The sequence below is a fragment of the Stieleria neptunia genome, assembly GCF_007754155.1.
Classification (GTDB): Bacteria; Planctomycetota; Planctomycetia; order Pirellulales; family Pirellulaceae; genus Stieleria; species Stieleria neptunia.
In genome coordinates this window covers 9631796-9657768 of record NZ_CP037423.1, presented here as the reverse complement: position 1 = coordinate 9657768, position 25973 = coordinate 9631796, and the positions used below count along the sequence as shown (strand labels likewise).

General features: G+C 59.9%; 17 protein-coding genes and 1 pseudogene. 13 read left to right on the top strand and 5 right to left on the bottom strand.

Going from position 1 to position 25973, the window contains the following annotated elements; translation table 11 throughout:
* Positions 1-14: 14 nt before the first annotated feature.
* From Enr13x_RS33635 to Enr13x_RS33590, 10 genes and pseudogenes are all read left to right on the top strand, one after another.
* Positions 15-674 carry an FMN-dependent NADH-azoreductase gene (locus tag Enr13x_RS33635; RefSeq protein WP_145391248.1) on the top strand — a complete coding sequence of 220 codons (660 nt, stop codon included), beginning with the start codon at positions 15-17 and terminating at the stop codon, positions 672-674.
* A 280-nt stretch (positions 675-954) separates the two neighbouring features.
* Entirely contained in the window at positions 955-2289 is a 1335-nt protein-coding gene (locus Enr13x_RS33630; protein ID WP_145391247.1) for a 3-keto-disaccharide hydrolase, read from the top strand.
* Between the two features lie 494 nt (positions 2290-2783).
* The gene (locus Enr13x_RS33625; RefSeq protein ID WP_145391245.1) at positions 2784-6554 is read left to right on the top strand and encodes a translocation/assembly module TamB domain-containing protein; all 3771 of its coding nucleotides are present in this window, start codon (positions 2784-2786) and stop codon (positions 6552-6554) included.
* Positions 6555-7099: 545 nt separating this feature from the next.
* Positions 7100-8234: pseudogene (locus tag Enr13x_RS33620) on the top strand (transposase).
* Positions 8235-8434: 200 nt separating this feature from the next.
* Entirely contained in the window at positions 8435-10039 is a 1605-nt protein-coding gene (locus Enr13x_RS33615; RefSeq protein WP_145391243.1) for a protein adenylyltransferase SelO, read from the top strand.
* Between the two features lie 297 nt (positions 10040-10336).
* Positions 10337-12325 carry a peptide ABC transporter substrate-binding protein gene (locus Enr13x_RS33610; RefSeq protein ID WP_145391240.1) on the top strand — a complete coding sequence of 663 codons (1989 nt, stop codon included), beginning with the start codon at positions 10337-10339 and terminating at the stop codon, positions 12323-12325.
* Positions 12326-12334: 9 nt separating this feature from the next.
* On the top strand, positions 12335-13264 hold the full coding sequence (locus Enr13x_RS33605; protein WP_145391239.1) for an ABC transporter permease: 930 nt from the start codon (positions 12335-12337) through the stop codon (positions 13262-13264).
* Positions 13261-14487 carry an ABC transporter permease gene (locus Enr13x_RS33600; protein WP_231743937.1) on the top strand — a complete coding sequence of 409 codons (1227 nt, stop codon included), beginning with the start codon at positions 13261-13263 and terminating at the stop codon, positions 14485-14487. Before Enr13x_RS33605 ends, Enr13x_RS33600 begins: the two co-directional genes overlap by 4 nt.
* A gap of 4 nt (positions 14488-14491) precedes the next feature.
* Positions 14492-15481, top strand: a complete 990-nt coding sequence (locus Enr13x_RS33595) for an ABC transporter ATP-binding protein (RefSeq protein WP_145391236.1) — start codon at positions 14492-14494, stop codon at positions 15479-15481.
* Entirely contained in the window at positions 15474-16505 is a 1032-nt protein-coding gene (locus Enr13x_RS33590) for an ABC transporter ATP-binding protein (protein WP_145391235.1), read from the top strand. Before Enr13x_RS33595 ends, Enr13x_RS33590 begins: the two co-directional genes overlap by 8 nt.
* 96 nt (positions 16506-16601) lie before the next feature.
* Here Enr13x_RS33590 and Enr13x_RS33585 read toward each other — a convergent pair whose 3' ends face one another.
* The 5 genes from Enr13x_RS33585 to Enr13x_RS33565 form a co-directional block, all read right to left on the bottom strand.
* Positions 16602-18239 carry a serine/threonine-protein kinase gene (locus Enr13x_RS33585; RefSeq protein WP_145391234.1) on the bottom strand — a complete coding sequence of 546 codons (1638 nt, stop codon included), beginning with the start codon at positions 18237-18239 and terminating at the stop codon, positions 16602-16604.
* Entirely contained in the window at positions 18236-18901 is a 666-nt protein-coding gene (locus Enr13x_RS33580; RefSeq protein ID WP_145391233.1) for a sigma-70 family RNA polymerase sigma factor, read from the bottom strand. The genes Enr13x_RS33585 and Enr13x_RS33580 overlap by 4 nt, the downstream gene beginning before the upstream one ends.
* A gap of 59 nt (positions 18902-18960) precedes the next feature.
* The gene (locus tag Enr13x_RS33575; RefSeq protein ID WP_145391232.1) at positions 18961-19662 is read right to left on the bottom strand and encodes a 3-keto-disaccharide hydrolase; all 702 of its coding nucleotides are present in this window, start codon (positions 19660-19662) and stop codon (positions 18961-18963) included.
* Positions 19663-19870: 208 nt separating this feature from the next.
* On the bottom strand, positions 19871-20308 hold the full coding sequence (locus Enr13x_RS33570; protein WP_145391231.1) for a PilZ domain-containing protein: 438 nt from the start codon (positions 20306-20308) through the stop codon (positions 19871-19873).
* Positions 20309-20494: 186 nt separating this feature from the next.
* Positions 20495-21550: an NAD-dependent epimerase/dehydratase family protein gene (locus tag Enr13x_RS33565; RefSeq protein ID WP_145391230.1), complete on the bottom strand. Its 1056-nt coding sequence runs from the start codon at positions 21548-21550 to the stop codon at positions 20495-20497.
* Between the two features lie 240 nt (positions 21551-21790).
* Between Enr13x_RS33565 and Enr13x_RS33560 the strand changes: the two genes are divergently transcribed.
* The 3 genes from Enr13x_RS33560 to Enr13x_RS33550 all read left to right on the top strand — a co-directional run bounded on the left by Enr13x_RS33560 (position 21791) and on the right by Enr13x_RS33550 (position 25948).
* On the top strand, positions 21791-23119 hold the full coding sequence (locus tag Enr13x_RS33560) for an NAD(P)/FAD-dependent oxidoreductase (RefSeq protein ID WP_231743936.1): 1329 nt from the start codon (positions 21791-21793) through the stop codon (positions 23117-23119).
* 448 nt (positions 23120-23567) lie between these two features.
* Positions 23568-24830: an amidohydrolase gene (locus tag Enr13x_RS33555; protein WP_145391229.1), complete on the top strand. Its 1263-nt coding sequence runs from the start codon at positions 23568-23570 to the stop codon at positions 24828-24830.
* Positions 24830-25948 (top strand): carboxylate-amine ligase, encoded by a 1119-nt coding sequence (locus tag Enr13x_RS33550; RefSeq protein ID WP_145391228.1) that lies wholly within the window; start codon positions 24830-24832, stop codon positions 25946-25948. The genes Enr13x_RS33555 and Enr13x_RS33550 overlap by 1 nt, the downstream gene beginning before the upstream one ends.
* The last annotated feature ends 25 nt before the right edge of the window (positions 25949-25973 follow it).

Here is a 25973-nt window from a genome sequence, read left to right as displayed (position 1 = left end):
ATTGGAGAATTGAGATGAATCACCTGTTGCACATCGATTCGAGCCCGCGGTTCGATCGCTCTCACACGCGTCGTCTAACCGCCGAATTTGCGGAACGTTGGAAACGCACCCATCCGGACGGTACGGTGACGTATCGGGACATCGGGCGAGACCCGTTGCCACATGTGACGCAGGAGTGGATTGCCGCCGCATTTACGCCGGCGAATCAACGCAGCATCGAAATGCAAACGGCGTTGCGGTTGAGCGACGAACTCGTCGACGAACTCTTCAGCGCCGACCTGATTGTCGCCGGGATCCCATTTTACAATTTTGGCATGCCGAGCGGCTTCAAAGCCTATGTTGACCAAATCGTTCGTGTCGGTCGGACGTTCGATTTTCATCCCGATGATCCAGATTCAGCCTACACACCACTGGTTCGTGGGAAACGTCTCATCGCCGTGATCTCACGAGGTGACGGCGGCTACGGGCCCGGCGGTCGCAATGAACCCCTGAATCATCTTGATCCCCACTTGCGAACGGTGTTCTCTTTCATCGGCGTGGAGCAGGTCGAAATCGTCGCTGCCGAGAATGATGAACACGGGGGCACCGCTTTGGCCGATTCCTTGAACTCGGCTCGCCGCAGGCTGCTGAGACTCGCCGGAAACAGTTCTGTCTGCCGTTCCGATCACGGCTGACGCTGTGCCCTGGCAATGCTGTGCCCTGGCAATGCTGCCCTGGCAATGCAGTCGGTAGCGGGGGGACACCGTGGGGGAGTGTCTGTGCGAGAACGCTCGTGCTGGTACTCGATTTCCCCCGGGGGGCATTTTTCTGCCGCGAAGTGGTACCGCGGTGCCGCGCGAATTAGACTCTGTGCTGTGAGCCAGCCGTTCGATTTCGAATCTGATTCGGATCGCTCGTGCGACTCGCTGCAGATCTTCCCGCCTCGGTTCCCCGCATTTGGCCCTATTGCCTCCCATGTCACTGCATTTCAACACGTTTGGTTTCCATTCCGCTCCGGCGTTGCTCGTCGCAGCGATGCTGCTGATCCCCGTCTCCGGTTATGCCCAGAAGCCGACGATCATCCCCGGAAAAGGCCCTGCCTACACGGTGCCGCCCGAAGATGAGCCGAATTATCCCCTGATGGGTGAGTTCGTCGGACAGATCGGTGCCAAAGGCGAAAAGAAAAACAGACAAAGTGTGGCGTTGCAAATCCGCCCGGTGGCGGGAGACCAGTTCCACGCGATCGCGTTTTACGGCGGGCTGCCGGGTGAGCCCAACCACCAAAGTGAAGAGATGCGTTTGATCGGGCTGCGGGGCAACGACAGCCTGGTGCTTTCCGGCGGTCCCTGGGCGATCTTCGTCGACCCCAAGGGATGCAACTTGGTCAGTTCCAACGGCAAGTTGCTCGGGCGGCTCAAACGCGTTCACCGTGTCAGCCCCACGCTCGGTGCGAAAGCTCCCGAGGGCGCGACCGTCTTGTTCGACGGCAGCAACGTCGATCATTTCGTCAATGGCGAAATGACCGACAACGGTTTGCTCAAACAAGGCGCGTTGATTTCGCCGATGTTTCAAGATTTCGATCTGCACGTCGAATTTCGATTGCCCTACATGCCGCAAGCCGAAGGCCAACAGCGGGGCAACAGCGGTTTGTATTTGCAAAGCCGCTACGAGTGCCAGGTGCTCGATTCGTTCGGAACCGAAAAGATGTTCAACGGGCTCGGGGCTCTGTACCGCATGAAAGCCCCCGACGTGAACATGGCACTGCCGCCGTTGGTCTGGCAAACCTATGACGTCCATTTCACCGCGCCACGTTGGGCTTCTGACGGTAGCAAGATTCGCAACGCCCACGTGACCAGTTGGGTCAACGGGGTCAAGGTGCAAAACGACGTCGAACTGGTCAGCAAGACCGGCGCGGGCAAACCGGAAGAACCGACGTTGTCGCCGATCAACATTCAAGACCACGGCGACCCCGTCCGTTTCCGCAACATTTGGATCGTCGACCGCGGCATCACCACCGCCGAATTCCCCGTGATCGCGTCCAAAAAGCAGCGCCAAGCAGCGGCCAAGCTGGAATGGAACGAAAAACCGAAGCCCGAGGAACCCGCTGCCGAACCGGCCAAGGACGCGGCGCCCGCGGAGAAGGCTGAGAAGGAAGAGGCCGCCAAAGAGCAGCCGAAGTCGGAGGGAAAGTCCGACGCGAAGCCCCCGGCAAAGCCCGAAGCGAAACCCGCAGCGAAGGAGTCGGCTGAGGCGGCGCCCCCGAAAAATGAAAAGCCGAAGGCCGAGACCGCCAAGTCGGAGCAAAACTAGTGGACCGTCTAGCGGTTAACGTCATGCGCCGGCCATCCGTGGGTGTGATCCATTGCTGTGGTACCGGAGATCGTCTGTTCGATCGATCGAGGGAAGCCGATTGCCAGACGGTCCAGGGCTCTCTCGCATGACATCTACCGATAGACGCTGCACGAGCGGCAGATGATTCGGGCCGGCCGGCCGTCTGCTGCAACCGTCGTGGCCGGAAAGGAAGTGGTCAAACGATGGGGTGGTCAAACGATGGGGTGGTCAAACGATGGGGTGGTCAAACGATGGGGTGGTCAAACGATGGGGTGGTCAAAGGGATGGCGCCGGCTCGGGATTTGATTTTTTGACGACTAAATCTTTTGACCCATTGCTCCAGTTCTCCTGTCGCTGATTCACCCGTCGGTCCAGATTGATCTTGCGCCGCCGGGTCGTTTTGGCGTACTCTCGTCCGCAGCGCTTTTCAGGTGAAGGGATTTCTGTGCGGCAGGCACAAGGATGTGACCGTGGTGAGAGACGACTATTTGCTAGATGATCTCGAGCGAACTCAGCTCGATGCCACGCGGCGACGACGTTCCAACCGCTCCCGACGCTACTACCGAATGCTGTTGCTGGCGCTCGGATTTCTCGCCCTGTTGGCGCTTGCGGCCCCCAGTTTAGTCAGCCACACCGGGGTCGCTCGATCCATGCTGGCTTCGAGTGCTCAGGCCTACGGCTGGACCGCCTCGGCCGACTCGATCGACGTCGGCTGGATCACCCCGCTGTCGATCCGTGGTCTCGAACTGGTCGGTCCATCGGGTGAAACGGTGATCCAAATCGATCGCGCCGACACTGCGTTGACGGTGATGGAGTTGCTGCGACTGGATCCGGCGGCTGTCGGTGAAGTGTCGTTGCGTGGCGTGGGGCTGGCGTGCAGCGTGGACGAAGGTGGTTCCTCGATCGAGTCGGATTTGGCTCCGTTGCTGGAACCGAGTGACCAGCCGGCGTCACAGGTTTCCGCATCCATTCAGATTCAAGATTTTGGCGCGACCGCCACCGATTCGACGTCGGGCGAGTCGTGGTCGCTGAGCCAATCGAATGTCAGCGTGACGCTCGACGGGGCGCAGATCAGCGGTGAGATTGCCGGGGTGGTCAATGAACCCGGTGGCAGCGGCGGAGCGATCCAAAGCCAGTTTGACTGGCAAGCCGAGTCCGCCGAGTTGTGGAAGGTGTCGTTGGAGACGGAGTCGTTTCCGTTGTCGGTCGCCAATCTGATTGCGCGACGGTTTTCGGGTGTGATCGACGGATTTCCGCAACAGGTCTCCGGCGACACGACCGGTCGGTTGCAGTTGGCCGGCGCTCCCGATGGGGCGATCCAGGCCAGCCTGGGTGACGTCCGGATTCGCAACCTTCGCACGATCGTTGCGTCTTCCGGCGGCGCGTCGACGAACGACGGGCAACCTCAACCGGCCCCCGCCAAACAATGGAACAACGAACTTGCGACACTCGACGGAAACGTCGCGCTCTCTGGCGGTTGGCTGTTAGGACAGGGGCTGGAACTGACAACGGATTTTGCATCGGCAACACTCGACGGCTCGTTCCCGACCACGATCTCCCTGGTCGGATCGGATGACAATCCACTCAGTTGGCTGCAAGCTTTGGATGGCAAGGCGCGCGTGGATGTGGATTTAGCATCGCTTGATCAAGCGTTGCCGGGTCTGATCCCGTTGCGGAGCAACGTCACCTTGGTCTCGGGTCGAGCGAGCGGCATCATCGAAAACACGCCGGCGCCCCGTCGAAGCAATCTGACCGTGTCCAGTAATTCATTGCGTGCCCGCGCCGATGGGCGGATCGTCATGATTGACCCGATCGAATTGACGGCCACGGTGACCGATGACAACGGTTCATTGCGCGCCGAGCGATTCAACGTCACCAGTTCGTTCGCCCAGGCCTCCGGCTCCGGAACGCTCCAAGACGGGATGGCTGAGTTGCAGATTGATTTTGGTCGTCTTTACACGATGCTTCGGCCGGTCATCGATCTGTCGGATCTTTCGCTCGACGGGACCGCCGGCGGCGAGGTGAAATGGACCGTCAATCGATCGGGAGCCGACCAGGCAGACCGGTGGGATCTGCTGGGCAGTGGGGAAGCGAAAAATCTGCTGGTGACCTTGCCCAGCGGACACCGATTTCAACGCGCCATCGTTCAAGGTGACGTCGCGGCCAAAGGCCAATGGAACGGACGGACGCTTGAGCAATTGACCACGGCCGACCTCGCCATTCGCAGCGGCGGCGTCTCGTTTGGCGTGGAATTGATGTCGCCGGTGTCGCGGCCGACGCCCGATTCGATTTATCCGGTGCGTTTGGAATCCGACGGACGCCTGGAGAATCTCAGCGAGTCCCTGCGACCTTGGCTGCCCGAGTTGCTCCGCAGCGCCGAAGGGCGGTTGACGGGTTCGGCGATCGCCAACGTCAGTCGCGCGGGTGGTTCGCTTTCCAAAGCCGAATTTGTCGTCAGCCAGCCACGCATCAATTACGACAGCCAGTGGTACATCCAGCAGAGCGTGACGGTCAATTTCGACGGCGTGTTGGATTGGCCGAGCGGGAACTTTTCGTCGCAAGAGTTGACGGTCCGCGGCGAAGCGCTGTCGCTGGCGGTCCGTGGTGCTGCGAGTCGCGAGAAAACGAACTTGGACATCGCTTGGAACGCGGATTTGAAGCGGTTGCAGGAGAGCGTGGGGGCGACGATCGCACGCGCCGCATCGACCAATCTGGTTCGCCCGATCAGTTACCGGCCGGTGCAAGAGCATGCCTATCAGATCAGTGGACTGTCCAGCGGCAAATTGAACATCACCGGCGGCCCGGTGAAGTGGGACATCGACGCGTCGGCCTCGGCAACCAATGTCGCCCTACACGCTCCGTCGGATCAACGCAATTATCCTCCGGGGACTCCCGCGGGGGCATACGGTCCAAGCCCGCGGCCGACGTTTGGACAAGGTTTCGGAAACGCTGCACAGGCCGAACTGGGCGAACTGATTTGGCAGGAACCACGCGTGAAGGTCGATGGGCGGCTGCAATACAACACCGACAGCGGTGTCGTCACGCTGCCCGCACTGCAACTGGCCAGCGACGGGTTTGCCGGCACCATGGCCGGCGAGGTGCAAACCGGGGGCGAAGCGTTGGCGGTACAGCTATCCGGCCCGTCGCGATGGAAGATGGATGTCGTCGCCGCGCGGCTGTCGAACCTGCTGGGGACTCCGATCCAAGCGAGCGGGATCCACGAAGCACCGTTCGAATTCAAGTGGACCGCAGCAACCGGCCAATCGGCAACCGGCCAATCCTCGACCAGCCAGAACGCGACGCTGATCGTCAAGGGAGAACTGGGATGGGACCAGTGTGAAGTCGCCGACCTTCGCATCGGACAAACCACGCTGCCGTTCCAAATGACCGACCAGTCCCTCAAGATCGCTCGAACTTCGTTCCCGATCCTTTCGCTCGGTTCGCCTTCTGCGACGACTGCGGGGGCGACCCCGGCCGAGGCCGGCCAAGTCGACTTGGCAGCACAGGTCGATTACATGGCCAGTCCGATGACGGTGCGATTGTCACCGGGGGCCAAAGTCAAATCGTTAAAGATCACACCGTCGACGGCCGCCGGTTGGCTCAAATACCTCGCTCCGCTGGCGGCCAATGCGACGACGATTGATGGCAACATCGCGGCCGAGTTCGACGAAGTGGCGTTCAATGTCGACGACCCCTACGCCAGTGTGGTCCGCGGCAGGCTCGACGTGCAAGACATGCGACTCTCCTCCGGGCCGCTGGCAAACCAATTGATCCAAGGCGTCGAGCAAATCAAATCACTCGCGCGGCTCACCGGCGGACAAGCCGAACCGGCCAGTGCCAAGACGCTGATCGAGATGCCGCCCCAAAGTGTCGAGTTCAGTTTCGAAGACGGAGTCGCCACCCACCAGCGGATGTATTTCAAAATTGATCGCGCGAATTTGATGACCAGCGGACGTGTCGCTTCCGATTCCAACATCAATCTCGTTGCCCAGGTCCCGCTGGACGCCCGTTGGCTCGGCAGCGATCTGAAGGGTCTGGCCGGCCAAACGCTGACCTTTCCCATCACCGGAACGCTCGATCGCCCCAAGTTGGACGATTCCGCCGTTCGCAACGTGATGACCGAACTGGGGAGCAAAGCCGGCGCCGAAGTGATTCAGAATCGACTCGACGGCCTGATCCAAAAACAACTCGGTTCGGGCATGGAGCAAATCAATTCAGGACTCGAAAAGATCCTCGGCTTTTGAGCTGACTGTCCCGCTCCATTTTTCTGGCCACCCTTTTTCGGTTCTTCGTGGATTTTAGTGGCTAATCGCTCAGGACCGAGGTTTTTCGAGGCATTGCTGCGATGTCCGAATGGGGAGAGCGAGGACAAACGCTCGGTTCAAACGACCCGCCGCCGACACGGGGGCCGGCGGAGAGCACGAAGCACCTTCGGCGCATCGCAGACCAGGTGATTCCTTGGCGGGTTGCTCCTCAGCCGCCGCAGGCCACAAGTGACCAAATGATTCCGAGGAACTGGGTGTGAGGATTATCATGTCGGATACGCGGCGGGTCGTGGAGGCCGTTCTCTACGTGGTGCTTCGTGCCCGCTTCTCAGCCTGGTCCCGGGAGTTTGCTTGAAAATGACATTGGTGGCTCGCCTCACGGCGTTGACCCCGTTTGAGAGAATAACAGAGCCCTACTCCCGCGCCTGCCGCGTTTTTCCGTTGAAGTCACCTTTCGGAGTTCCGCCATGGCCAAGAAGAAATCCTCTGGGAAACCTAAGCGTCGATCACGTGGTGGGTTTCCGATTGACAACGCACCCGTTCCACAATCACTTGACACAATCAACTTGAACGCTGCCGGCATCGATATTGGTTCGACCCAGCACTATGTTGCCGTGCCCTCCGATCGCGACTCATCACACGTTCGCTGCTTCGGCACCTTTACATCCGATCTGGCGTCGCTCGCAGATTGGTTGGAAGAGTTCGGCAATTTGTGTTCTGCGTTCTTACATGCGGCAACGAGCCATGCTCGTCGCCAACGCGAGCGAGCATATCCAACGGATGCAGAAGGCGATGATGGAAATGAATGTCCAGCTCCATCACGTCATTTCGGACATCACCGGCACCACTGGCCTTGCCATTTTGGATGCCATTGTTGCGGGCAGTCGAGACCCTCACCTACTCGCAAAACTTCGCGATCCAAGGTGCAAAAATGACGAGTCGACGATCGCGAAAGCTCTGGAAGGCAATTGGCGTGAAGAACATGTATTTGCGTTAAAACAGGCTCTGGAACTGTACCGTTTTTACGGTTCCAAACTGTCGGAAGTCGATTCCAAGCTTGAAGAACATTTGGGTACATTTTCCGACCGAAGTGACGGTGAGATTCTGCCGAAGCTGAAGGCTCCTAAAGCTGGAAGCAATAGCCCCCGGTTCGATATGCGCAATCAGCTCTACCGGGTGCTGGGCGTCGACATGACGACCATTGATGGGATTAGCGGTCAATCCGCAATCACACTGATTTCTGAAATCGGTACCGACATGAGTAGGTGGGCAACAGAGAAGCATTTCACTTCTTGGCTTTGCCTATGTCCGGGCAGTAAGAAGACAGGTGGGAAATTGCTCAGTGGTAAAACACGTACAAGTGCGAACCGAGCCGCCGCCGCACTTCGAACAGCCGCCGCGTCCCTGGCACGATCAAACTGCGCCTTAGGAGCGTTCTTTCGCAGGATCCGTTCCCGTCTTGGTTCACCCAAAGCGATCACGGCGACGGCCCACAAGCTCGCGAAAATAGTTTATGGGATGCTGAAGTACGGGAGGGAATATGTCGATGTCGGCAACGACTATTACGAACAGCAATACAAGAAGCGAGCAATGGAAAACCTGGCGAAACGGGCAGCTGCACTCAACCTGCGAGTGGTCCCCAATGAACTAGCTGGGTAGGAAGTTCCTTGAGAGCAGAGCCCGCCTCCGCTTCACCTGGCTTCGCCATCCTACCGAACAGAACCATCGGACATCGCAGTCATCCCTCAAAAAACCTTCCCCGAGTATTCGAGAGCACCCGCTAAAATCCGCGAAGAACCCCCTGGTATGCCCCCCAGCCCTCACCTCCCGTAACCTGTGCTTGTCCCTAAAATAAGGACATGTCACAACAAAAATGGATCGAGGCCTGGGAGACACTGACTTTTGATAACCGCTTCACCCGGCACTTGCCGGCGGATCCGGACGAGTCCAATCAGATCCGTCAGGTGCACGGGGCGTGTTATTCCCGTGTCGTTCCGAAAACCGTCTCCGCACCACGACTGATCGCTCATTCACGTGAAATCGCCGAGCAGTTGGGGATCACGCCCGAGCTATTGCGGTCGCAGCAATTCGCCGATGTCATGGGTGGCAACGCGGTTCATCCATCGATGGATCCGTTTGCGATGTGTTACGGCGGGCACCAATTCGGAAACTGGGCCGGTCAACTCGGCGACGGACGTGCGATCAATCTTGGCGAAGTCGTCGACGTTGATGGGCGTTATCAAACGTTGCAGCTCAAGGGCGCTGGCCCGACCCCCTACTCCCGATTCGCCGACGGACTGGCGGTGTTGCGCAGCAGCGTTCGTGAATTCCTGTGTAGTGAAGCGATGCACCATTTGGGCGTGCCGACGACACGGGCGCTCAGTCTGGTGCTGACCGGCGACGCCGTGACCCGCGACATGTTTTATGACGGCAATCCCAAGCAGGAGCCTGGGGCGATCGTTTGCCGTGTCGCGCCGTCGTTCGTTCGACTGGGGAGTTTTCAAATCTTCGCCAGCCGCGACGACGTCGACACGCTGCGCCGTCTGGCCGACTTTACGATCCGGCACGACTTTCCCCACCTGGGCGAGCCCTCACCGGAGGTTTATGCCGAGTTCTTTGCCGAGGTCTGTCAGCGGACGGCCGAGTTGATGGTGCACTGGATGCGCGTCGGTTTCGTCCACGGCGTCATGAACACCGACAACCTGTCCATTCTGGGGCTGACGATCGACTACGGCCCCTACGGGTGGCTGGAAGATTACGACCCGGGATGGACGCCGAACACCACCGATGCCCAGGGGCGACGTTATCGTTATGGGCATCAACCCCAGGTCGCCCAGTGGAACTTGGCACAGTTCGCCGGATCGTTGTTGCCGCTGGTCGATCACGATGTCGACGTGCTGCAAAAAGGATTGCATCTGTATGTCGAAACGTTTGACGACGGATGGAATTCGATGATGTCCGCCAAGCTCGGCCTGGACAAGTTTCGCGGCGAAGCGGATCAGCGTCTGTTTTCAGGGTTGTTTGACGTCCTGCAATTGGCCGAGACCGACATGACGCTGTTCTATCGACGGCTGGCCGATGTGCCGAGCGACAGTGATGCCGAATCGGTGTGTGACCTGCTCCGCGATGCGTATTACAAGCCTGCAGAGATCAATGACGAAGTCCGCACGGCGACGGCGGACTGGTTCAGCCGCTACCAAACCCGACTGGCCGGCGCCGGCGTGTCGGATGAAAAGCGACGCGCGCGAATGAACCGCATCAACCCGCTGTATGTGCTCCGCAACTACTTGGCTCAATTGGCGATCGATCGCAGCGAGCAGGGAGACCATTCCGGGATCGCCGAATTGCTGGAGGTGCTTCGCCACCCCTACGATGAACAACCCGGTCGGGAAGCCTATGCCGAAAAACGCCCCGAGTGGGCACGGCACCGCGCGGGGTGTTCGATGTTGTCCTGCAGCTCATGATGGCCACACCCCAAAGTGGCGTAAGCTTCCAGCTTGCGATCCCCATACGCCACCGGCGTACCCGTGGAGTAAGCTTCCAGCTTGCGATTTACGACCCGTCTAGCGTGCCGGTGGTAAACCACTGGAGATGGCAAGCTGGAAGCTTACCCCACAGTGGTGCACATCGCGTCGCTAGGGCCGTTCGTGCGCGGCGAGCTTGACCACCAGGAGTTTCGCCCTCGCATCAAACTTGCTAAACCCGCTAAACTGCCGAAGCCCACTCCACTCGCCAGTCCTTCATCCACAAGAGACACGCTCGTGCCCCCGGAAGTTCGCCGCGGATTCGTGATCTTTGCGGGCCTGTTCACTGTTGTCGCAGTGATCTGGGCCGCGCGAATGGACCATATTCCTCCGGCCGACTTTTCGCTTCAAAACGGTACCGACCCGAGTACGTTGGACCCCCACCGGGCGACCGGCCAGCCGGAGAGCCGAATCATCTTCGAGCTGTTTGAAGGCTTGTTGAGGATGTTGCCCGAGGGCGATCCCGATCCGGAAACGGGATTGCAGCCGCTGACGCCCCAGCCGGCGATGGCGGAGCGTTATGAGGTTTCCGAAGACGGCAAGACCTACACGTTCACGCTTCGCGAAGGCATCCGTTGGACCGACGGAAGCCCGGTGACCGCCCACGATTTCGCCTGGTCGTGGCAGCGGATGCTGCACCCGGCGACGGCTTGCGAATACGCTTATCTGATCACCGAAGTCCGCTTGGCGACGGAGTACAACAGCTCGGTCGTCAACATCGGTGATCGCGTCGAAGTCGAACTCTGGGATCGGCCCGGTGAGACGCCGACCAGCGAAGCCAACATCCAGCACTTTCCGCGCGGCACGATGAAGTACGGAACGCTGCGGGCGATCGTCAAACCCGAAGGTCCGGAGTCGAGTGCCGACGCGACGGAAGAAGAACGCGAGCAGGCACAGCTCGATTGGGAAGACCGATGGATCTATGAAGTCGACGTGACCGATCCGGACGCAGCTGGCGAGCGTGAAGGCGAGACGACGTTGCAGCGTTTCGCCGTCTCGGCGGAGGTGGCCGCCGGCGACGAATCCGTCGAGCGGATGCACGGGGTGCTGGTCGACTTCAAGCACTTCGGCGGCGCCCAAGCGATCGACGACCGAACCTTCGTCGTTCACCTGAACAATTCGGTGCCGTATTTCTTGAATCTGGCCGCGTACTACCCGCTGTTCCCGGTCAACCGGGAGTGCGTGAAAACCCATGGCAGCCCGCTGTGGACCAAGGCGGAAAACATCGTTTCCAACGGCCCCTACCAATTGAAGTTTCGTCGCCTGCGCGATCGTGTTCGCGTGGAGAAAAACCCGTACTATTGGCGAGCCGACAGCGTCTCCTTTGAAACGATCGACTTCGTGTCGCTGGAAAGCCAAAACACGGCGATGAACATGTACGAGACGGGGCAACTGCAATGGGTCTATGATCTGCCCGCTTCGGTGTTAGAAGAACTGAGGGACCGCGATGATTTCCACAGTGCGCCCAAGCTGTCGATCTATTTCTACAAACTCAACAACGACGTCCCGCCGCTCGATGACGTCCGTGTCCGGCAAGCGCTCAGCATGGCGATCGATCGGCGTCAAATTGTCGAGCAGGTGACCAAGGCGGGAGAGCAACCGGCCTACGCCGTCGTGCCTCCGGGGATCGCCGGTTACAAGGGCCCCGAAGGGCTAAAGGAAAACGTCGAGAAGGCTCAAGCGTTGCTGGCCGAAGCCGGTTTTCCCGGTGGACGCGGTTTCCCCAAGATGTCGCTGATGTACAACACCAGCGAACGCCATCGGCCGATCGCCGAAGTGATCCAACAACAACTGCAGAACAACTTGAACATCAAGTTGGAACTGAAGAACATGGAATGGGGCAGTTTCATTGAGACGGTCCAACAAGGGAAGTACGAAATCGCTCGTTACGGTTGGGTCGGTGACTATCCCGATCCCAACACGTTCTTGGACCTTTGGGTGACCGGCAATCCGCAGAGCAACACCAATTGGAGCAACCCGGAATACGATCGTTTGATCAGTGCCGCCAGCAGCGAGTTGGATCCGAAACGCAGGATGGAATTGCTGCGACAAGCGGAAACGATTTTGGCGACCGAGATTCCGATCATTCCGATCTTCTTTTACACGTCTGCCGAGATGGCCAAAACGAACATCGAAGGGTTCGCGCCGTCTGCCCAGGATTTGCATCCGCTGTCGATTCTGCGTTATCGATCCGACGACCCTTCAACGGCGCCATCGAAGGACTGACTTCCCAGCATGCGAAATCTGATTGGCTATCTGCTCAAGCGAGCGGCATGGATGATACTGACGCTGTGGGCCGTCTACACGGTTTCATTCATTTTGATGCGCAGCGTGCCCGGCAACCCGTTCAGCGGCGAGCGGAGTCTGCCCCCGGCGATCGAACGCCAGTTGAAGGCGCGTTACAACTTGGACGCACCGCCGCTACAGCAGTACGTTGATTATCTGGTCGGGATTGTCACGCGATTCGATCTGGGCTGGTGCATGGGGCTGGAAGATTACAGTGTCAATCAGGTTCTGGCCGAAGGGTTTCCGGTGTCGGCAACGCTGGCGATTTTTGCACTCGTGTTTGCGATCGTCCTGGGCGTCACCGCCGGCGTGATCTCGGCGGTCTATCGTCGCACCAAAGCGGATGTGGCGTTGATGTTTGCCGCGGTCTTGGGGATCGCGATTCCGAATTTTGTGTTGGCCAGTCTGGCGATTCTGTTGTTCGTGTTCATGATCCAGATTTTTCCCGCCGGTGGCTGGGGAACGTTGCAGCAGATCGCGTTGCCGGCGTTCTGTTTGGGGCTGCCGGTCGCGGCCTACATCGCCCGGCTCAGCCGTACGGGGATGTTGGAAATGCTGACGAAGGATCATGTGCGAACGGCGATCGCCAAGGGATTGCCGCACCGCACCGTGATCCTGCGACACGTGTTGCCGGGCGCCTTGTTGCCGGTCGTGTCCTATCTCGGCCCCGCCGTCGCTCGGGTGCTGACGGGATCGCTGGTGCTGGAAAAAATCTTTGCCCTGCCGGGGATGGGAAGCCACTTTATCAACGCCGCCACGCAGCGTGATTACACGCTCGCGATGGGCATGGTGCTGACCTACACCGTGATCCTGTTTGTGATGAACACCCTGGTCGACCTCGCCTACGCCATCATCGATCCGAGGGTCAAATTACAGTGAAATCGGAAGCGGATCGCGAAACTTTGGAACGTATTCTCGCCGAATCGCGCGAGATCCGTGGCGTGTCGCTTTGGCAGGACGCCTGGAAACGATTGCGACGCAACCGGACCGCGATGATCTCGCTCTGGTGCCTGCTGACGCTCTCGGTGCTGGCGTTTTTGACACCGGTGTTGCCGCTGCAAAGTCCGATCGACAAGGATTTGGACAACCGCAAATTCCTGCCGCCGGGTTTCAGTTCGGTCGTGATGGGCAGTCGTCCCGGATTAAAATTCGCCGGCGGAACACTGACCGGCGAGCTGGCGGAGTTCAATCAATCGATCGAACAGTTGCGTGCCCAGCTTGCTTCGGCGGGTCCCAAAAAACGTCACCTGATCGAAGCGACGATCGCCGATCGCATCGACGTGGAGCATCCCTTCAATCAGATGTGGAACGAACTCGGTCCGGTGGCCTGGTGGATGACGGAGATCCGCATCGCGATTTTTGGCGACTATGCGATCCCCAGCCTGTTCGGCACCGACAAACTCGGACGGGACCTGCTGGCGCGTGTCTTTTGGGGCGCACGGGTTTCCTTGATCGTGGGCATCGTGGCGACGCTGGTCAGTCTGATCATCGGGGTCAGCTATGGTGCGATCGCGGGCTACTTCGGCGGCAACGTCGACGCGGCGATGATGCGATTGGTCGACATGCTGTACTCGATTCCGTTCATCTTCGTCGTCATCTTCCTGGTCACGTTTCTGGGTGAAGACTCGGTCAAGAAAAAACTGGATTCGGTCGGCATCGACCAGATCACGATTTTCTACATCGTGATCGGTGCGATTTATTGGTTAACGATGTCGCGTGTCGTCCGCGGCCAAGTGATGTCGCTGCGTCACGAACAGTTTATCGAAGCGGCGCGGACCGTCGGCGCGTCGTCGTGGCGGATCGTGTTTCGACATCTGGTGCCGAACGTGCTGGGCGTCGTGATCGTTTACCTGACGCTGACGATCCCCAGCGTGATGCTGTTCGAAGCGTTTCTGTCGTTCTTGGGGCTGGGCGTTTCGCCGCCCGACGTGTCCTGGGGACTGCTGCTCAACGACGGCGTGGAAGCGTTGTCGATCATCAAGGTGTTTTGGTGGGTCGTGGTCTTCCCGGGCGGAGCCTTGGCCGCAACCCTCTTTGCACTCAACTTTCTCGGCGACGGCATTCGTGATGCGCTCGATCCGAGGATGAAGAACCGAGATTGACAACATGGTTGAATCAGAGCCGCTGCTGAAAGTCGAAGACTTGCAAGTCAGTTTCAAGACGGATGAATCCCAGGTCCGCGCCGTCCGCGGCGTGTCGTTCGACGTCTATCCCGGCGAAACCGTCGGGCTGGTCGGCGAAAGCGGCAGCGGAAAGAGCGTGACGAATCTGGCGTTGATGGGGTTGGTCCCCAAACCGCCGGGCCGCATCGATGGCGGACGCGTCCACTATCAGGGACAAGATCTGCTGAAATTGAGCGATCGACAAATGCAGTCGATCCGTGGTCGTCGCATCGCGATGATCTTTCAAGATCCGATGACGGCGCTCAATCCGTTGATGACCGTCGGGCAGCAATTGACCGAGATGACGCGTTTGCATCTGGGCCTCGGTCGCAAGGAGGCGAATCGTCAAGCGGCCGAGATGTTGGAATTGGTCGGGATCAGCGGCGCCGAAAAGCGGCTTCGCGATTACCCCCACCAATTCAGCGGCGGGATGCGGCAACGTGTGATGATCGCGATGGCCCTGTCCTGCGAACCGGACTTGTTGATCGCCGACGAACCGACGACCGCGCTGGACGTGACGATCCAGGCGCAGATCTTAGATTTGCTCCGCGACCTGCAACAGCGCCGCGGCACCAGCATCATCATGATCACGCATGACCTGGGCGTGGTGGCAGAGATCTGTCATCGGGTGCTGGTGATGTACGCCGGACGTGTCGTCGAAAAAGCTGAGGCCAATGCCTTGTTCGCCGACCCGAAACACCCCTACACGCAGGGCTTGCTGCGCTCGCTGCCACGGTTTGATCAATCGGCTGACACGTTGGAAGCGATACCGGGACAACCGCCCGATTTGGGCAACCTGCCCGGCGGTTGTTCGTTTCGGCCGCGCTGTCCCCTGGCCATTGATGCCTGCCAATCGCGGGATCCCGCATTGATGAACTTGGACGGTCGACATGAAGTTGCGTGCCTGGTCGCGCAGGAGGCTGTTGATGTCTGAATCCAACCCACCGTCGTCCGCACGAGCGGGCACACCGCCGACGGCACCGTTGCTGTCCGTCCAAGACCTGCGCGTGCATTTTCCCTTCAGCCGCGGTACGTTCCTCAGTCCCCAACGGGGCGTGATTCGTGCCGTCGACGGATTATCGTTTGACATCAACAAGGGCGAAACGCTGGCGCTGGTGGGCGAATCGGGGTGCGGTAAATCGACCACCGCTCGCGCGATCATCAATCTGGTGCATCCCACCAGCGGCTCGGTGCGACTGGACGGTGTGGACATCACGCGGCTGGGCGACCGCGAAATGATGCCGTATCGGCGCGTGGTGCAAATGGTTTTCCAGGACCCCTTCGCGTCGCTCAATCCACGCATGACCGTCGGCAGCATCATCGGTGAACCGCTGGCGGTGCACGGATTGGCATCGGGCAAAGACCGCAAACTGGAAGTGTTGCGGTTGATGGATTTGGTCGGGCTGAATCCGAGGTTTTTGAATCGTTATCCGCACGAATTTAGCGGCGGCCAGCGACAGCGGATCGGCATCGCCAGGGCCTTGGCAGTTCAGCCGAAGTTGATTTTGTGCGATGAACCGGTCAGTGCGCTCGATGTGTCGATCCAGGCGCAAATCATCAATCTGTTGATGGATCTGCAGCAGCGACTGGGGCTGTCGTACTTGTTCATCGCGCACGATTTGAGCGTGGTCCGGCACATCGCCACGCGCGTCGGCGTGATGTACTTGGGCCGGCTGGTCGAATTGGGTGAGGCCGAATCGGTGTATTCGCATCCGACGCACCCGTACACCGAAGCGTTGTTGTCGGCGGTGCCGGTCCCGGATCCGTCCAAAGCGGCGTCGCGTCAGCGGATTCGTTTGGAAGGCGAGGTCCCGACGCCGGATCGAGAGCACGTGGGGTGTTCCTTTGCCGATCGCTGCCCCCTGGTCGTCGACAAATGCCGATTCGACCGCCCGGTTCATCGGCAGATTGACCAGGCGACCGAAGTCCACACGGTGGCCTGTTGGGAGCGGGGGTAGGGAGGAAGCGGAGCGGGAAGTGGCAGAAAAAGGGGGGGCAGAAAAATCTCAAATCTCAAATCTGAAATCTGAAATCTGAAATCTGAAACCTGAAACCTAGATCCTCCGCTGCTTTCGCCGCCAGTATTGGTAACCGGGGACGAAGAAACAGAGTGCCGAGACGATCCCAAAGATCAGGTGCGCCCAGCGCGGGGCGATCGCCATCAGCAGCGACGCGGCGAACAGGGCGATGGCTTGGAAGTAGAACGCACCGGTCAGCATGCCCGCTTTGACCACAAACACGATGGCGCTGATCACGCCCAGCAGCGGCGAGAGCACGAGCACGTCCAAGCCGAGCAGCCACTCGATTGGAAACAGCATGCCGATCGCGATCATGCTGCTGCCCCAGACGTGTGCGATCTGGCGTTCAATAAACGTCACCGGCCCCATTCGCTGTCGCAGTTTCCAAAACACCGCCGCCCAGGTGCCCAGTCCGACGGTCCAAACGCCCATGTAGATGAAGCGATTTTCGCAGCCGAGAAACTCGAGTTGCCAGGTCAAGTAGCAGGCCACCAGCAGCACCAGGGAATGCCACATCCAGAGCGTGCCCCAGTTTTCCAGCACGGCGGCGTGGTGGGTTTCGCGAAAGATCCTGGCGATCACTTGTGCGAACCGACCGCTGCGGGCGGCCACGATTTCATCGGCCAGAAAGGCATCCAGATCCTTCGCCAGGTCGCCGGCCGTGGCATAACGCAGATCGATCGGTTTTTGCAAACAGCGAATCACGATCATTTCCAGGTCGCGATCGAGACCCGGGCGGAGTGCCCGTGGGGGACTGGGGTCTTGTTCGATCACCAGCATCACCATCTCGACAGGCGTTTCCGCGACGAATGGCGGTCGGCCGGTCAAGGTGAAATACAGCATGGACCCCAGGCTGTAGATGTCGGTTGCCGGTCCGAGCAACTCGCGTCGACCGCCGGCCTGCTCGGGCGACATGTAGGCGGGCGTTCCGACCAGCATGCCGCTGCGGGTCAGATTGACGTTGGTGCCCGATTCTTTGGCCAACCCAAAATCGGTGATCAGCGCTTGGCCTTGTTTGGTGAGCAGAATATTGCTGGGTTTTAAATCGCGATGAACGAATCCTTGGTCATGGGCGAATTGCACGGCACGGGCGACGTCCGCGATGATTCGGGCCGCTTCACGCTGCGGAAGCGGTCCCCGCGCGGTCCGATCGGCGAGCGTTTCGCCTTTGATGTATTGCATGCTGAAGAACGGACGGCCGTCGATGTCGCCGACTTCGTAGACGGGGACGATTCCCGGATGGACCAATCGCGCCGTCGCGGCCGCTTCGGCCAGAAAGCGTTCCAGGTCGACGTCACTGGCCAACCGGCCGCGCAGGATCATCTTGACCGCGACTTCGCGGTCCAGACTGATCTGACGGGAGCGGAAGACGACCCCCATGCCGCCACGACCGACTTCTTCGATCAGTTCGTAGTCACCGATCGTGGTGGGCAGCTTCAGGCGACGCCAGCGGCCGTCATCACCGGACGGTGTCGCCGGCCGCTGGTCGGATGCAACGCCCGCCGTGTCGGTCACCAACACGGCGCCCCACAGTTTGCGCAGTTCGTCGGCCAAGTCGGGGTTCTCGCGACAGACGCGATCAAAATCGATCGGTTGGTCGCGGCAGATCGCGTCGGTCAACTCGGCCAACAGGTCCGCCAACCGCTGCTCGTCGCCGGCCGACAGGTCGCTCACTGGAGAGTCTCATCGCCGGTCGGTGACGTCTGGTCGTCCTCTTGAAGCACTTCGCGCAAACGACGGACGGCGCGGAGGTAGCGCATGCTTGCCGCGGGCGGGTTCAGCCCCAGCACCTCGGCGATTTCCAGATTGGAAAGATGCTCGTAGTGCCGCATCAGAATGATTTCGCGATCCTGATCGTTCAGCGTCTCGATCGCCGCTTCGACCTTGGCGGCAATCTCGCGCTGCGTGGCGGCCGCCGCGGGTGTCAACCCGGGGTCACACAGTTGGACGGCCAGCTCCATCGTCGACTGGTCGGGACCGCCCGGCGAGGTCATCGGTTGCTCGCGGTCCATGTTCCGCTTGGCGCTGACCCGATGCCGTCGATAGGTGTCGATGATCCGATCCCAAGCGATTTGACGCAACCAAAGGTGGAACGCCATGGCCGGGTCGGACAGGTATTTGTCGAGCCGACCGCTGGCTTCGATCATTACGTCTTGAACGACATCGCTGACGTCGACACGTCGCTGCACCTTGCGGTCCAGACGCAATTCGACCAGCCGCCGGATCGGTGCCCGGTGCTTTTCCAGCAAACGATTGACCGCGTCGTCATCGCCCGACCGCGCAGCGGCGAGCAGTGTTTCCGTTTGATCGTCACCGGCCCAGATCGACTTTGTCATCAGATACTCCTACGGAAACCATAGTCGATCGGGAAGCCTATCCCACGAGCCGCGCCGCTTTACTCGGCCGGGTGCAGCACGATGTTTTTGAAACGCACCACCATCGGGTCGCCGCGGTGCAATTGAAACGCGATCACGCCAGAGGAAGCGGATTTGCCGGGCTGGTTGTCAAACACTTCGGCCGTCATCGTTTCGTTGATGAAGTGTTGCAGGTGGTTTCCTTTGGCGACGATCCGATAGTCGTTCCACTGACCGGGGTGAATGCCGTTGCCGAGTTTGGCACCATCGGCAAAGGTCTTGTGCGACTTCTCACCGTTCTCGTCGATCGTGACCGACTGACCGCGTTGGGCCAAGATACCGCGGCCTTTTTCTTCATACAGAATCCCGGCAAAGCGATTTGTAAAATCGATGTCGGCCTGGTAACCGCCGACGACAAATTTTTCCTTGTCCAGAATCTTGCTGCGATATTGCACGCCCGAGTTCGTGTTTTCGATCTTGAATTGGAACGTCAACTCAAAGTCACTCGGTTCGCTGCCGGTGTAGATCAGAAACGTGTTTTGCTGCAGCGGTTTTTCCGCGACGGTGCGGCCAACAATCTGGCCGTCTTCGACGGACCACAAATCGGCACGCCCGATCCACCCGGAAAGATCTCTACCGTTGAACAAGGAGACGGATTCGGTGGGCGTGGTCGAATCGTCTTGGCAAAAACCGGCGGAGGCCAGCAGGACGAGCGCGGCGAGCGCGGTAGCGAAGCGGGGCATATCAGCTCTGGGGGTCTGGGAGGAACGCCGGACGCCCGTTTCTGGTGAGGTGACGTCGGCTGTGAATCCAGGGATTGTAATCAATCCTGCCGCCCGTCGAGACGGTCCACCCACGGAAGTCCTCCCTGGGCGACGATCGCTGCCCATGGAAGGACCAATCGCGTTACCGGGGTTGCGCTGAGACACGGAGACGCTGAGACGGCCGTGGTTACTTGCGAGGTCGGTAGAGGTGCAAGTATTCGACATTCGTCAGCCAGACTTCTTCGGGCCCGCTGCTGTGAATCATCGAGCTGTGGCAGATGCGACAGACGATTCCCGGCGCGATGCCCTCGTTGAGCGACACGACCGCTTTTTCAAAGTCTGATTTCTGCGAGCTCAAAAACGCCAGGCCGCCTTGGCTGATGTCGCGCGTGATGGCGAAGAACGACCTCCCGCTCTCCTTCATCTGCAGATCCATGGGTTGGACCGAGATTTCGAGCGTACGCGGGACGCGGCGGCTGGCACGGCGTTCGGGCCCCACGTATCCGCTCGCCGAAGGAATCAGGCCATGGATTTCCTCACCGCTGATGGTTTCACCCACATCCACAGGCTGTGCGACGTGTGGCGTTGCCGAAGTTTCCATCGCGGTGTTTGGCGCTGAGTTCATGATTGACAGGGGGGCGTTTCGTTTCGGATGTCCGGCCCAGAGCGGCTGGTCTAGGGCGGATCGAGCGGCCGGCTCGGAGCGGCTGCTTCGGGCGGGCGGTCCTTCGATGAACCAATGACGGACCACACAAAATCTATGTCGAAAAACGCCCGTGTGTTGCACACTCTTGCATTTGTCCGATTGCCCTCAGGTCGTGTCCCGTCGCGCTTCGGCGCTGGCGATCATTTGTGAGACGATCTCTCGCAGCGAAACACGGATCTTCCAGTCGGGATAGTCGCGGCGCAACTTGCTCAGATCGCTGATGTAGCAGATGTGATCGCCTTTGCGGTTTTCATCGCCGAGTGTGTACTCGACTCGATGTCCGCTGATCTCTTCGATCAGCGCGATGCATTCCAGCACACTGGCTGCGTTTTCCCGTCCGCCCCCGATGTTGTAGACCTCGCCGGGGCGAGGGTTTTTGGCAAACGCTTCGAAGGCGCGGACGACATCGGAGCACTCGATTTGGTCGCGGACTTGTTTCCCCTTGTAGCCAAAGATCGTGTACGGTTTACCCGTCACGGCGACATGGACCAGGTAGCTGAGAAAACCGTGCAATTCCACTCCGCTATGGCTGGCTCCGGTCAGACAACCGCCGCGAAAGATCCCGGTCTTCAATCCGAAGTACTTTCCGTACTCCTGGGCCAGTACGTCGGCGGCCGTTTTACTGGCGCCGAACAGCGAATGCATGGTCTGGTCGATGCGACAGGTTTCGTCGATTCCGTGGTAGTCTTCCTGACGCGCGTAGTCCCAGCGGGTCGGGTGTTCGTTCAGCGGCAGTTCATTGGGGGCGTCGCCGTAGACTTTGTTCGTGCTCATGTGACAGAACACGGCGTCGGGCGCGTGGCTGCGTGTTGCTTCCAACAAATTCAGTGTTCCGACCGCGTTGACTTCGAAATCCAGAAACGGGATCGAGGCCGCTTTGTCGTGCGAGGGCTGGGCCGCGCAATGAATGATCAGATCGGGCGTTTCGTTCTTGAACAAGTCCAGGATTGAGTCGCGGTCACGAATGTCGATGGACTCGGTGCGGAAATTTTGGGTCTCCGACTCCAGTTGCGTTTGGTTCCACCGGGTGCTGCCGTCGGGCCCGAAAAAGGTCGAGCGCATGTCGTTGTCGATGCCGATGACTTGATCGCCCGCTGCGTCCCAATGACGCACCGCAGCTGACCCGATCAATCCGCTGGATCCGGTGACGATGACACGCATGAATCGATGGCCAAAAAGAATGAAGGTCGAAGAGAAGGGAAAGGATCGCTAGAATCCGACGTCGGCTACGGAACCTCGAATGAATCGACAGGCCGTGGGCTGCATGCTATTTAAGACAAAAATGGAGTGCTGTCCACCTGGACGGTCGTCGATGGAACGAAATCGCCTGCCGCCGCCATGTCCCCGTCATCAGGTGTCCCTGGTGTCCCACTCGCCGATTTTCAATCTATCGGAATATCCGTGAACGCAATCCAATCTGACAGCGGAACGAGTTCGAATCCCGCCGGTTCGCCCGCCAACACGGTGATCATCGGCGGGGGGCTGGCGGGGCTGTCCTGTGCCAAGCGGCTTGCCGGACGCGGTCATCCGATCACGTTGCTGGAGGCCAGTGATCGCGTGGGAGGGCGTGTCAGGACCGACATCGTCGACGGGTTGAAATTGGATCACGGTTTTCAGGTCTTGCTGACCGCTTACCCGGCTTGTCGCGAGTTGCTCGATTACGAAGGTCTGCGTCTGCGGGCATTTGAGCCGGGGGCGTTGGTGCGCAAGAACGGTCGGTTCGCCCGACTCGGCGATCCCTGGCGTCGACCGGGACAGGCTTTGGCAACCGCGACCAGTCCGGTCGGGTCGCTGTTGGACAAACTGCGGATCGCCAAGGCCAGGTTTTTGGCCGGCCGGGGAACGCTTCAGGACGTGTATCACCGCGGCGGCGAGTCGACGGAGCAGCGACTGGATCAGCTCGGTTTTTCCAAGCCGATGATCGATGAGTTTTTTCGGCCATTTCTCGGCGGCGTTTTCCTGGACGAATCGCTTTCGACTTCCAGCCGGATGTTCGAGTTTGTGTTTCGCATGTTTGCCGCCGGCGACATCGCCATCCCCGCCGACGGCATGGCCGCCATCCCACGCCAGTTGGCGGAAAGCCTTCCGCGCGGAACGTTGCGGTTGAACACCACCGTCGCATCGATCGAGCCCGTCGGTCGATCCCATCGGGTTCATCTGACCGATGGCAGCCACATCGATGCCGACGCGGTCGTCGTCGCAACCGAAAGCAACGCCGCGGCAAGATTGCTCGATGCGCCCGGTCTGGCCACCGAGTGGAACGACGCCACCACGCTGTACTTCGTCGCCGACCAGTCTCCCCGATCCGGCAAGCTGTTGATGTTGCGGGGGGATGAAACGGGGCCGATCCAGACCGCCGTCGTGCTCAGCGATGTCGCGCCCGAGTATGCCTCCGGCGGCCGATCGCTGATTTCCGTCAGCATCTCGGACGCCCAGACCGAGCAACCGGCCGACGCCTTGGAGCATGCGGTCCGCGACCAGGCACGGCGTTGGTTCGGCAACGGTGTCGACCGATGGGAACTGGTTCAAACCATCCGCGTCCCGTACGGCTTGCCCGCGTTGAGCCTGGATCCCGTCGTCCAACCCGTTCGCGGTGATCAAATCGATGGGCTCGATGCTCCGGCGAATCTTTACGTCTGCGGCGACTACCGGGAAACCCCCAGCATTCAAGGCGCGATGAACAGCGGATTGAGAGTGGCAGCGGAGATTCTCGGCGTGAAACCGGGTTAGGCGGTACCCCATGACGTGGCAATCCGATCGTCGGAGTGTTTTGGCACCGCTTCATGATGGGGTAGCGGATTTCGTCAACGGCCTGTTGATTTATCGGGATCCGCTGAAGCAATGGTGAGCCGCTGGCCGTAAGGCCTCGGGCAACACCAGCATGCCCGGCCGCTTACGCGTCACGGCTCACTATGTCGACAGACCGTGACGCTTCCCGCTGACGTGTGGTGTGACGGGGGCTGGGGCCCGCGGGGTACCAACATCGCCCCGGCCCACGGTTTGATCGGAATCGCCGGAGTGGCTATTCTGGGGCTCCCCCCCTTCGAGTTCGTCGCCGGCAGGTTGGCGGCCCGTTCTCACCGTTCTCGTCACCCTTCTGATCAGCCATGGATCACTCGATGCACATGCATCCGCAGCGAGCTCATTCGTCTCCGAATTCGTTCTCGGTGAGCTAGACATGGCCGACCCTGAAACTGCCGGTTCTGAAACTGCCGGTTCTGGCGCCTCCCACCCTGAGGCTTGGATCGAAGCGATCAACCACGCCGCGAAGGAACTCGGGGAGGGCTGGATCGCGCTGCGTCGCTATCTGCATCAGCACCCGGAACTTTCCGGCCGCGAAACGCTGACGACTCAGTACCTGAAAACGTTGCTCGCCAAATTGGATTTGCCGATACGCGTCGCCGGTGACGGTCGTGGATTGGTCGCCGACTTGGTGACCGACAAAGCGTTGGCGAATCACCCCCGGATTGCGATCCGCGGCGACATCGATGCGTTGCCGATTCAAGACGAAAAATCGGTCCCTTACCACAGCACGGTCGACGGGGTGATGCACGCCTGCGGACACGACGTCCACGCGACCGTGATCATCGCCGCCATGCAACTGCTCTCGCACCTGCAACACAGCGGCGGGTTGCCCTGGCCGATCGCGGCGCGGGCGATCTTGCAACCGGCCGAGGAAACCGCCGAAGGTGCCCGGCACATGATTCATCATCATGCCCTGGCCGACGTCGGAGCCATTTTGGCGTTGCACGTCGATCCCACCCGCCAAGTCGGCTGTGTGGGGTTGCGCGAACACGCTTTGACCGCGGCCTGTGACATGTTGGAGGTCCAATTTATCGGTTCGGGCGGCCACGCGGCGCGGCCGCATTTGACCAACGACCCGATCGACGCCTGCACCCGTTGGGTTCAATCCGCTTATCGGCGTGTCCATCGCGCCATCAACGCGCACGAGATCGTCGTGCTGTCGATCGGAATGATCGACGCCGGTCACAGCCCCAACGTCATCCCCGATACCGCGACGATCAAGGGGACGCTCCGATCACTCAGTGTGGAAGCACGCCGCAGGACACTGGAGGTGCTCGAAGACATCGGCGAAGCCACGGCGCGGGAAACGGGATGCGAGGTCCGGTTGCGACTCGGTTCCTCCGCCCCGGGTGTGATGAACGATCCGGCGCTGGTTCGATTGCTGCACGAATCGGCGATCCAAGTCCTGAACCCGGCGGCGGTCGATTGGATCAACGAACCGAGTATGGGCAGCGAAGATTTTTCGTTCTATTTGGAGCACGTCCCCGGCGCGATGTTCCGCTTGGGCGTCGCGGGCGATCAGGTCGGCGGGGCGCCCCTGCACACCGGAAATTTTGACGTCGACGAGCACGCCATTGCTCATGCCGCTAAACTATTCGCAGCGTCGATCATCAACTATTTTGCCCCGGGCCGGTGATGAGCAAGTTTCAGTTTCATTCGAACGCGTCGCAAACCGTCGGGGTCGAATTGGAACTCGGAATCGTCGACACCGATTCGTTCGCGCTGTCCAGCCGCAGCAGTGAATTGCTGTTGACCCTGCCCGGTGACATCTCTGAATCGTGCAAGCACGAATTGATGCAGTCCTGTGTCGAAGTGATCAGCGGCGTCTGCACCACGGTGTCCGAGGCCCGCGAGGATCTGTCCGGAAAACTCAGGTCCCTGCAACATTCCGCCGACAATCTCGGGCTCGGGCTCTGGTGGGGCGCCACACATCCCTTCAGCCACTGGCAAGACCAGGTCGTCACCGATGACGAACGCTATCGAGGGCTGGTCCGATTGCTGCAGGAGATGGCGCGGCGACTGATCACGTTCGGGTTGCATGTTCACGTCGGCGTCGATTCGGGCGACAAAGCCGTGATGATTTGCGATCGAATCATGCAGCACTTGCCCTTGTTGTTGGCATTGTCGGCCAGCAGCCCCTATTGGGAAGACCGTGACACGGGGCTGCACTCCCACCGCAGCAAAGTCATGGAAGGGCTGCCGACGGCCGGCTTGCCCACGCTGATGCGCAACTGGAGCGAATACGTGTGGCTGGTCAATCACATGGAAGAGACCGGTTTCATCAACACGATTCGTGAGATCTGGTGGGACGTGCGGCCACACCACAACTTCGGCACCGTCGAAGTCCGGATGTGTGACATGCCGGGGAACATCGATCACGTCTGTGCGTTGGCGGCGTTGATCCAGTGCCTGGTCAAGTACCTCAGTGATCGGATCGACGAGGGAACGTACCAGTTCGACTGTCACCCGATGATGGTCCGTCAAAACAAATGGCGGGCGGCGCGCTACGGAGTCGCCGCAACGCTGGTCGACACCTTCGACTACTCCGAACGAACGGTTGCGGAGATCGTCGAACGGTTGTTGAACAAACTGCGCGGCGTCGCGCAAGACTTGAATTGCGAAACCGAGTTGATGATGGTCCGAGAGATCGCCGGCCGACTCGACTGCGCCGATCGCCAACGCCAGATCTTTCAGAAGACCGGAAAACGCGAAGAGATTGTCAAACAGCTGATCCAGCAGTCGAGGGTTCAGTAGTGACGCCGGCAGAGCCTGGCCTGCG

What these genes read in the sequence shown, in the direction of transcription:
- Enr13x_RS33555 (WP_145391229.1), top strand. Translation starts at nt 23,568, where the DNA reads ATGGCCGACCCTGAAACTGCCGGTTCTGAAACTGCCGGTTCTGGCGCC.
- Enr13x_RS33630 (WP_145391247.1), top strand. Translation starts at nt 955, where the DNA reads ATGTCACTGCATTTCAACACGTTTGGTTTCCATTCCGCTCCGGCGTTG.
- Enr13x_RS33575 (WP_145391232.1), bottom strand. Translation starts at nt 19,662, where the DNA reads ATGCCCCGCTTCGCTACCGCGCTCGCCGCGCTCGTCCTGCTGGCCTCC.
- Enr13x_RS33590 (WP_145391235.1), top strand. Translation starts at nt 15,474, where the DNA reads ATGTCTGAATCCAACCCACCGTCGTCCGCACGAGCGGGCACACCGCCG.
- Enr13x_RS33570 (WP_145391231.1), bottom strand. Translation starts at nt 20,308, where the DNA reads ATGAACTCAGCGCCAAACACCGCGATGGAAACTTCGGCAACGCCACAC.
- Enr13x_RS33615 (WP_145391243.1), top strand. Translation starts at nt 8,435, where the DNA reads ATGTCACAACAAAAATGGATCGAGGCCTGGGAGACACTGACTTTTGAT.
- Enr13x_RS33565 (WP_145391230.1), bottom strand. Translation starts at nt 21,550, where the DNA reads ATGCGTGTCATCGTCACCGGATCCAGCGGATTGATCGGGTCAGCTGCG.
- Enr13x_RS33635 (WP_145391248.1), top strand. Translation starts at nt 15, where the DNA reads ATGAATCACCTGTTGCACATCGATTCGAGCCCGCGGTTCGATCGCTCT.
- Enr13x_RS33550 (WP_145391228.1), top strand. Translation starts at nt 24,830, where the DNA reads ATGAGCAAGTTTCAGTTTCATTCGAACGCGTCGCAAACCGTCGGGGTC.
- Enr13x_RS33605 (WP_145391239.1), top strand. Translation starts at nt 12,335, where the DNA reads ATGCGAAATCTGATTGGCTATCTGCTCAAGCGAGCGGCATGGATGATA.
- Enr13x_RS33595 (WP_145391236.1), top strand. Translation starts at nt 14,492, where the DNA reads ATGGTTGAATCAGAGCCGCTGCTGAAAGTCGAAGACTTGCAAGTCAGT.
- Enr13x_RS33580 (WP_145391233.1), bottom strand. Translation starts at nt 18,901, where the DNA reads ATGACAAAGTCGATCTGGGCCGGTGACGATCAAACGGAAACACTGCTC.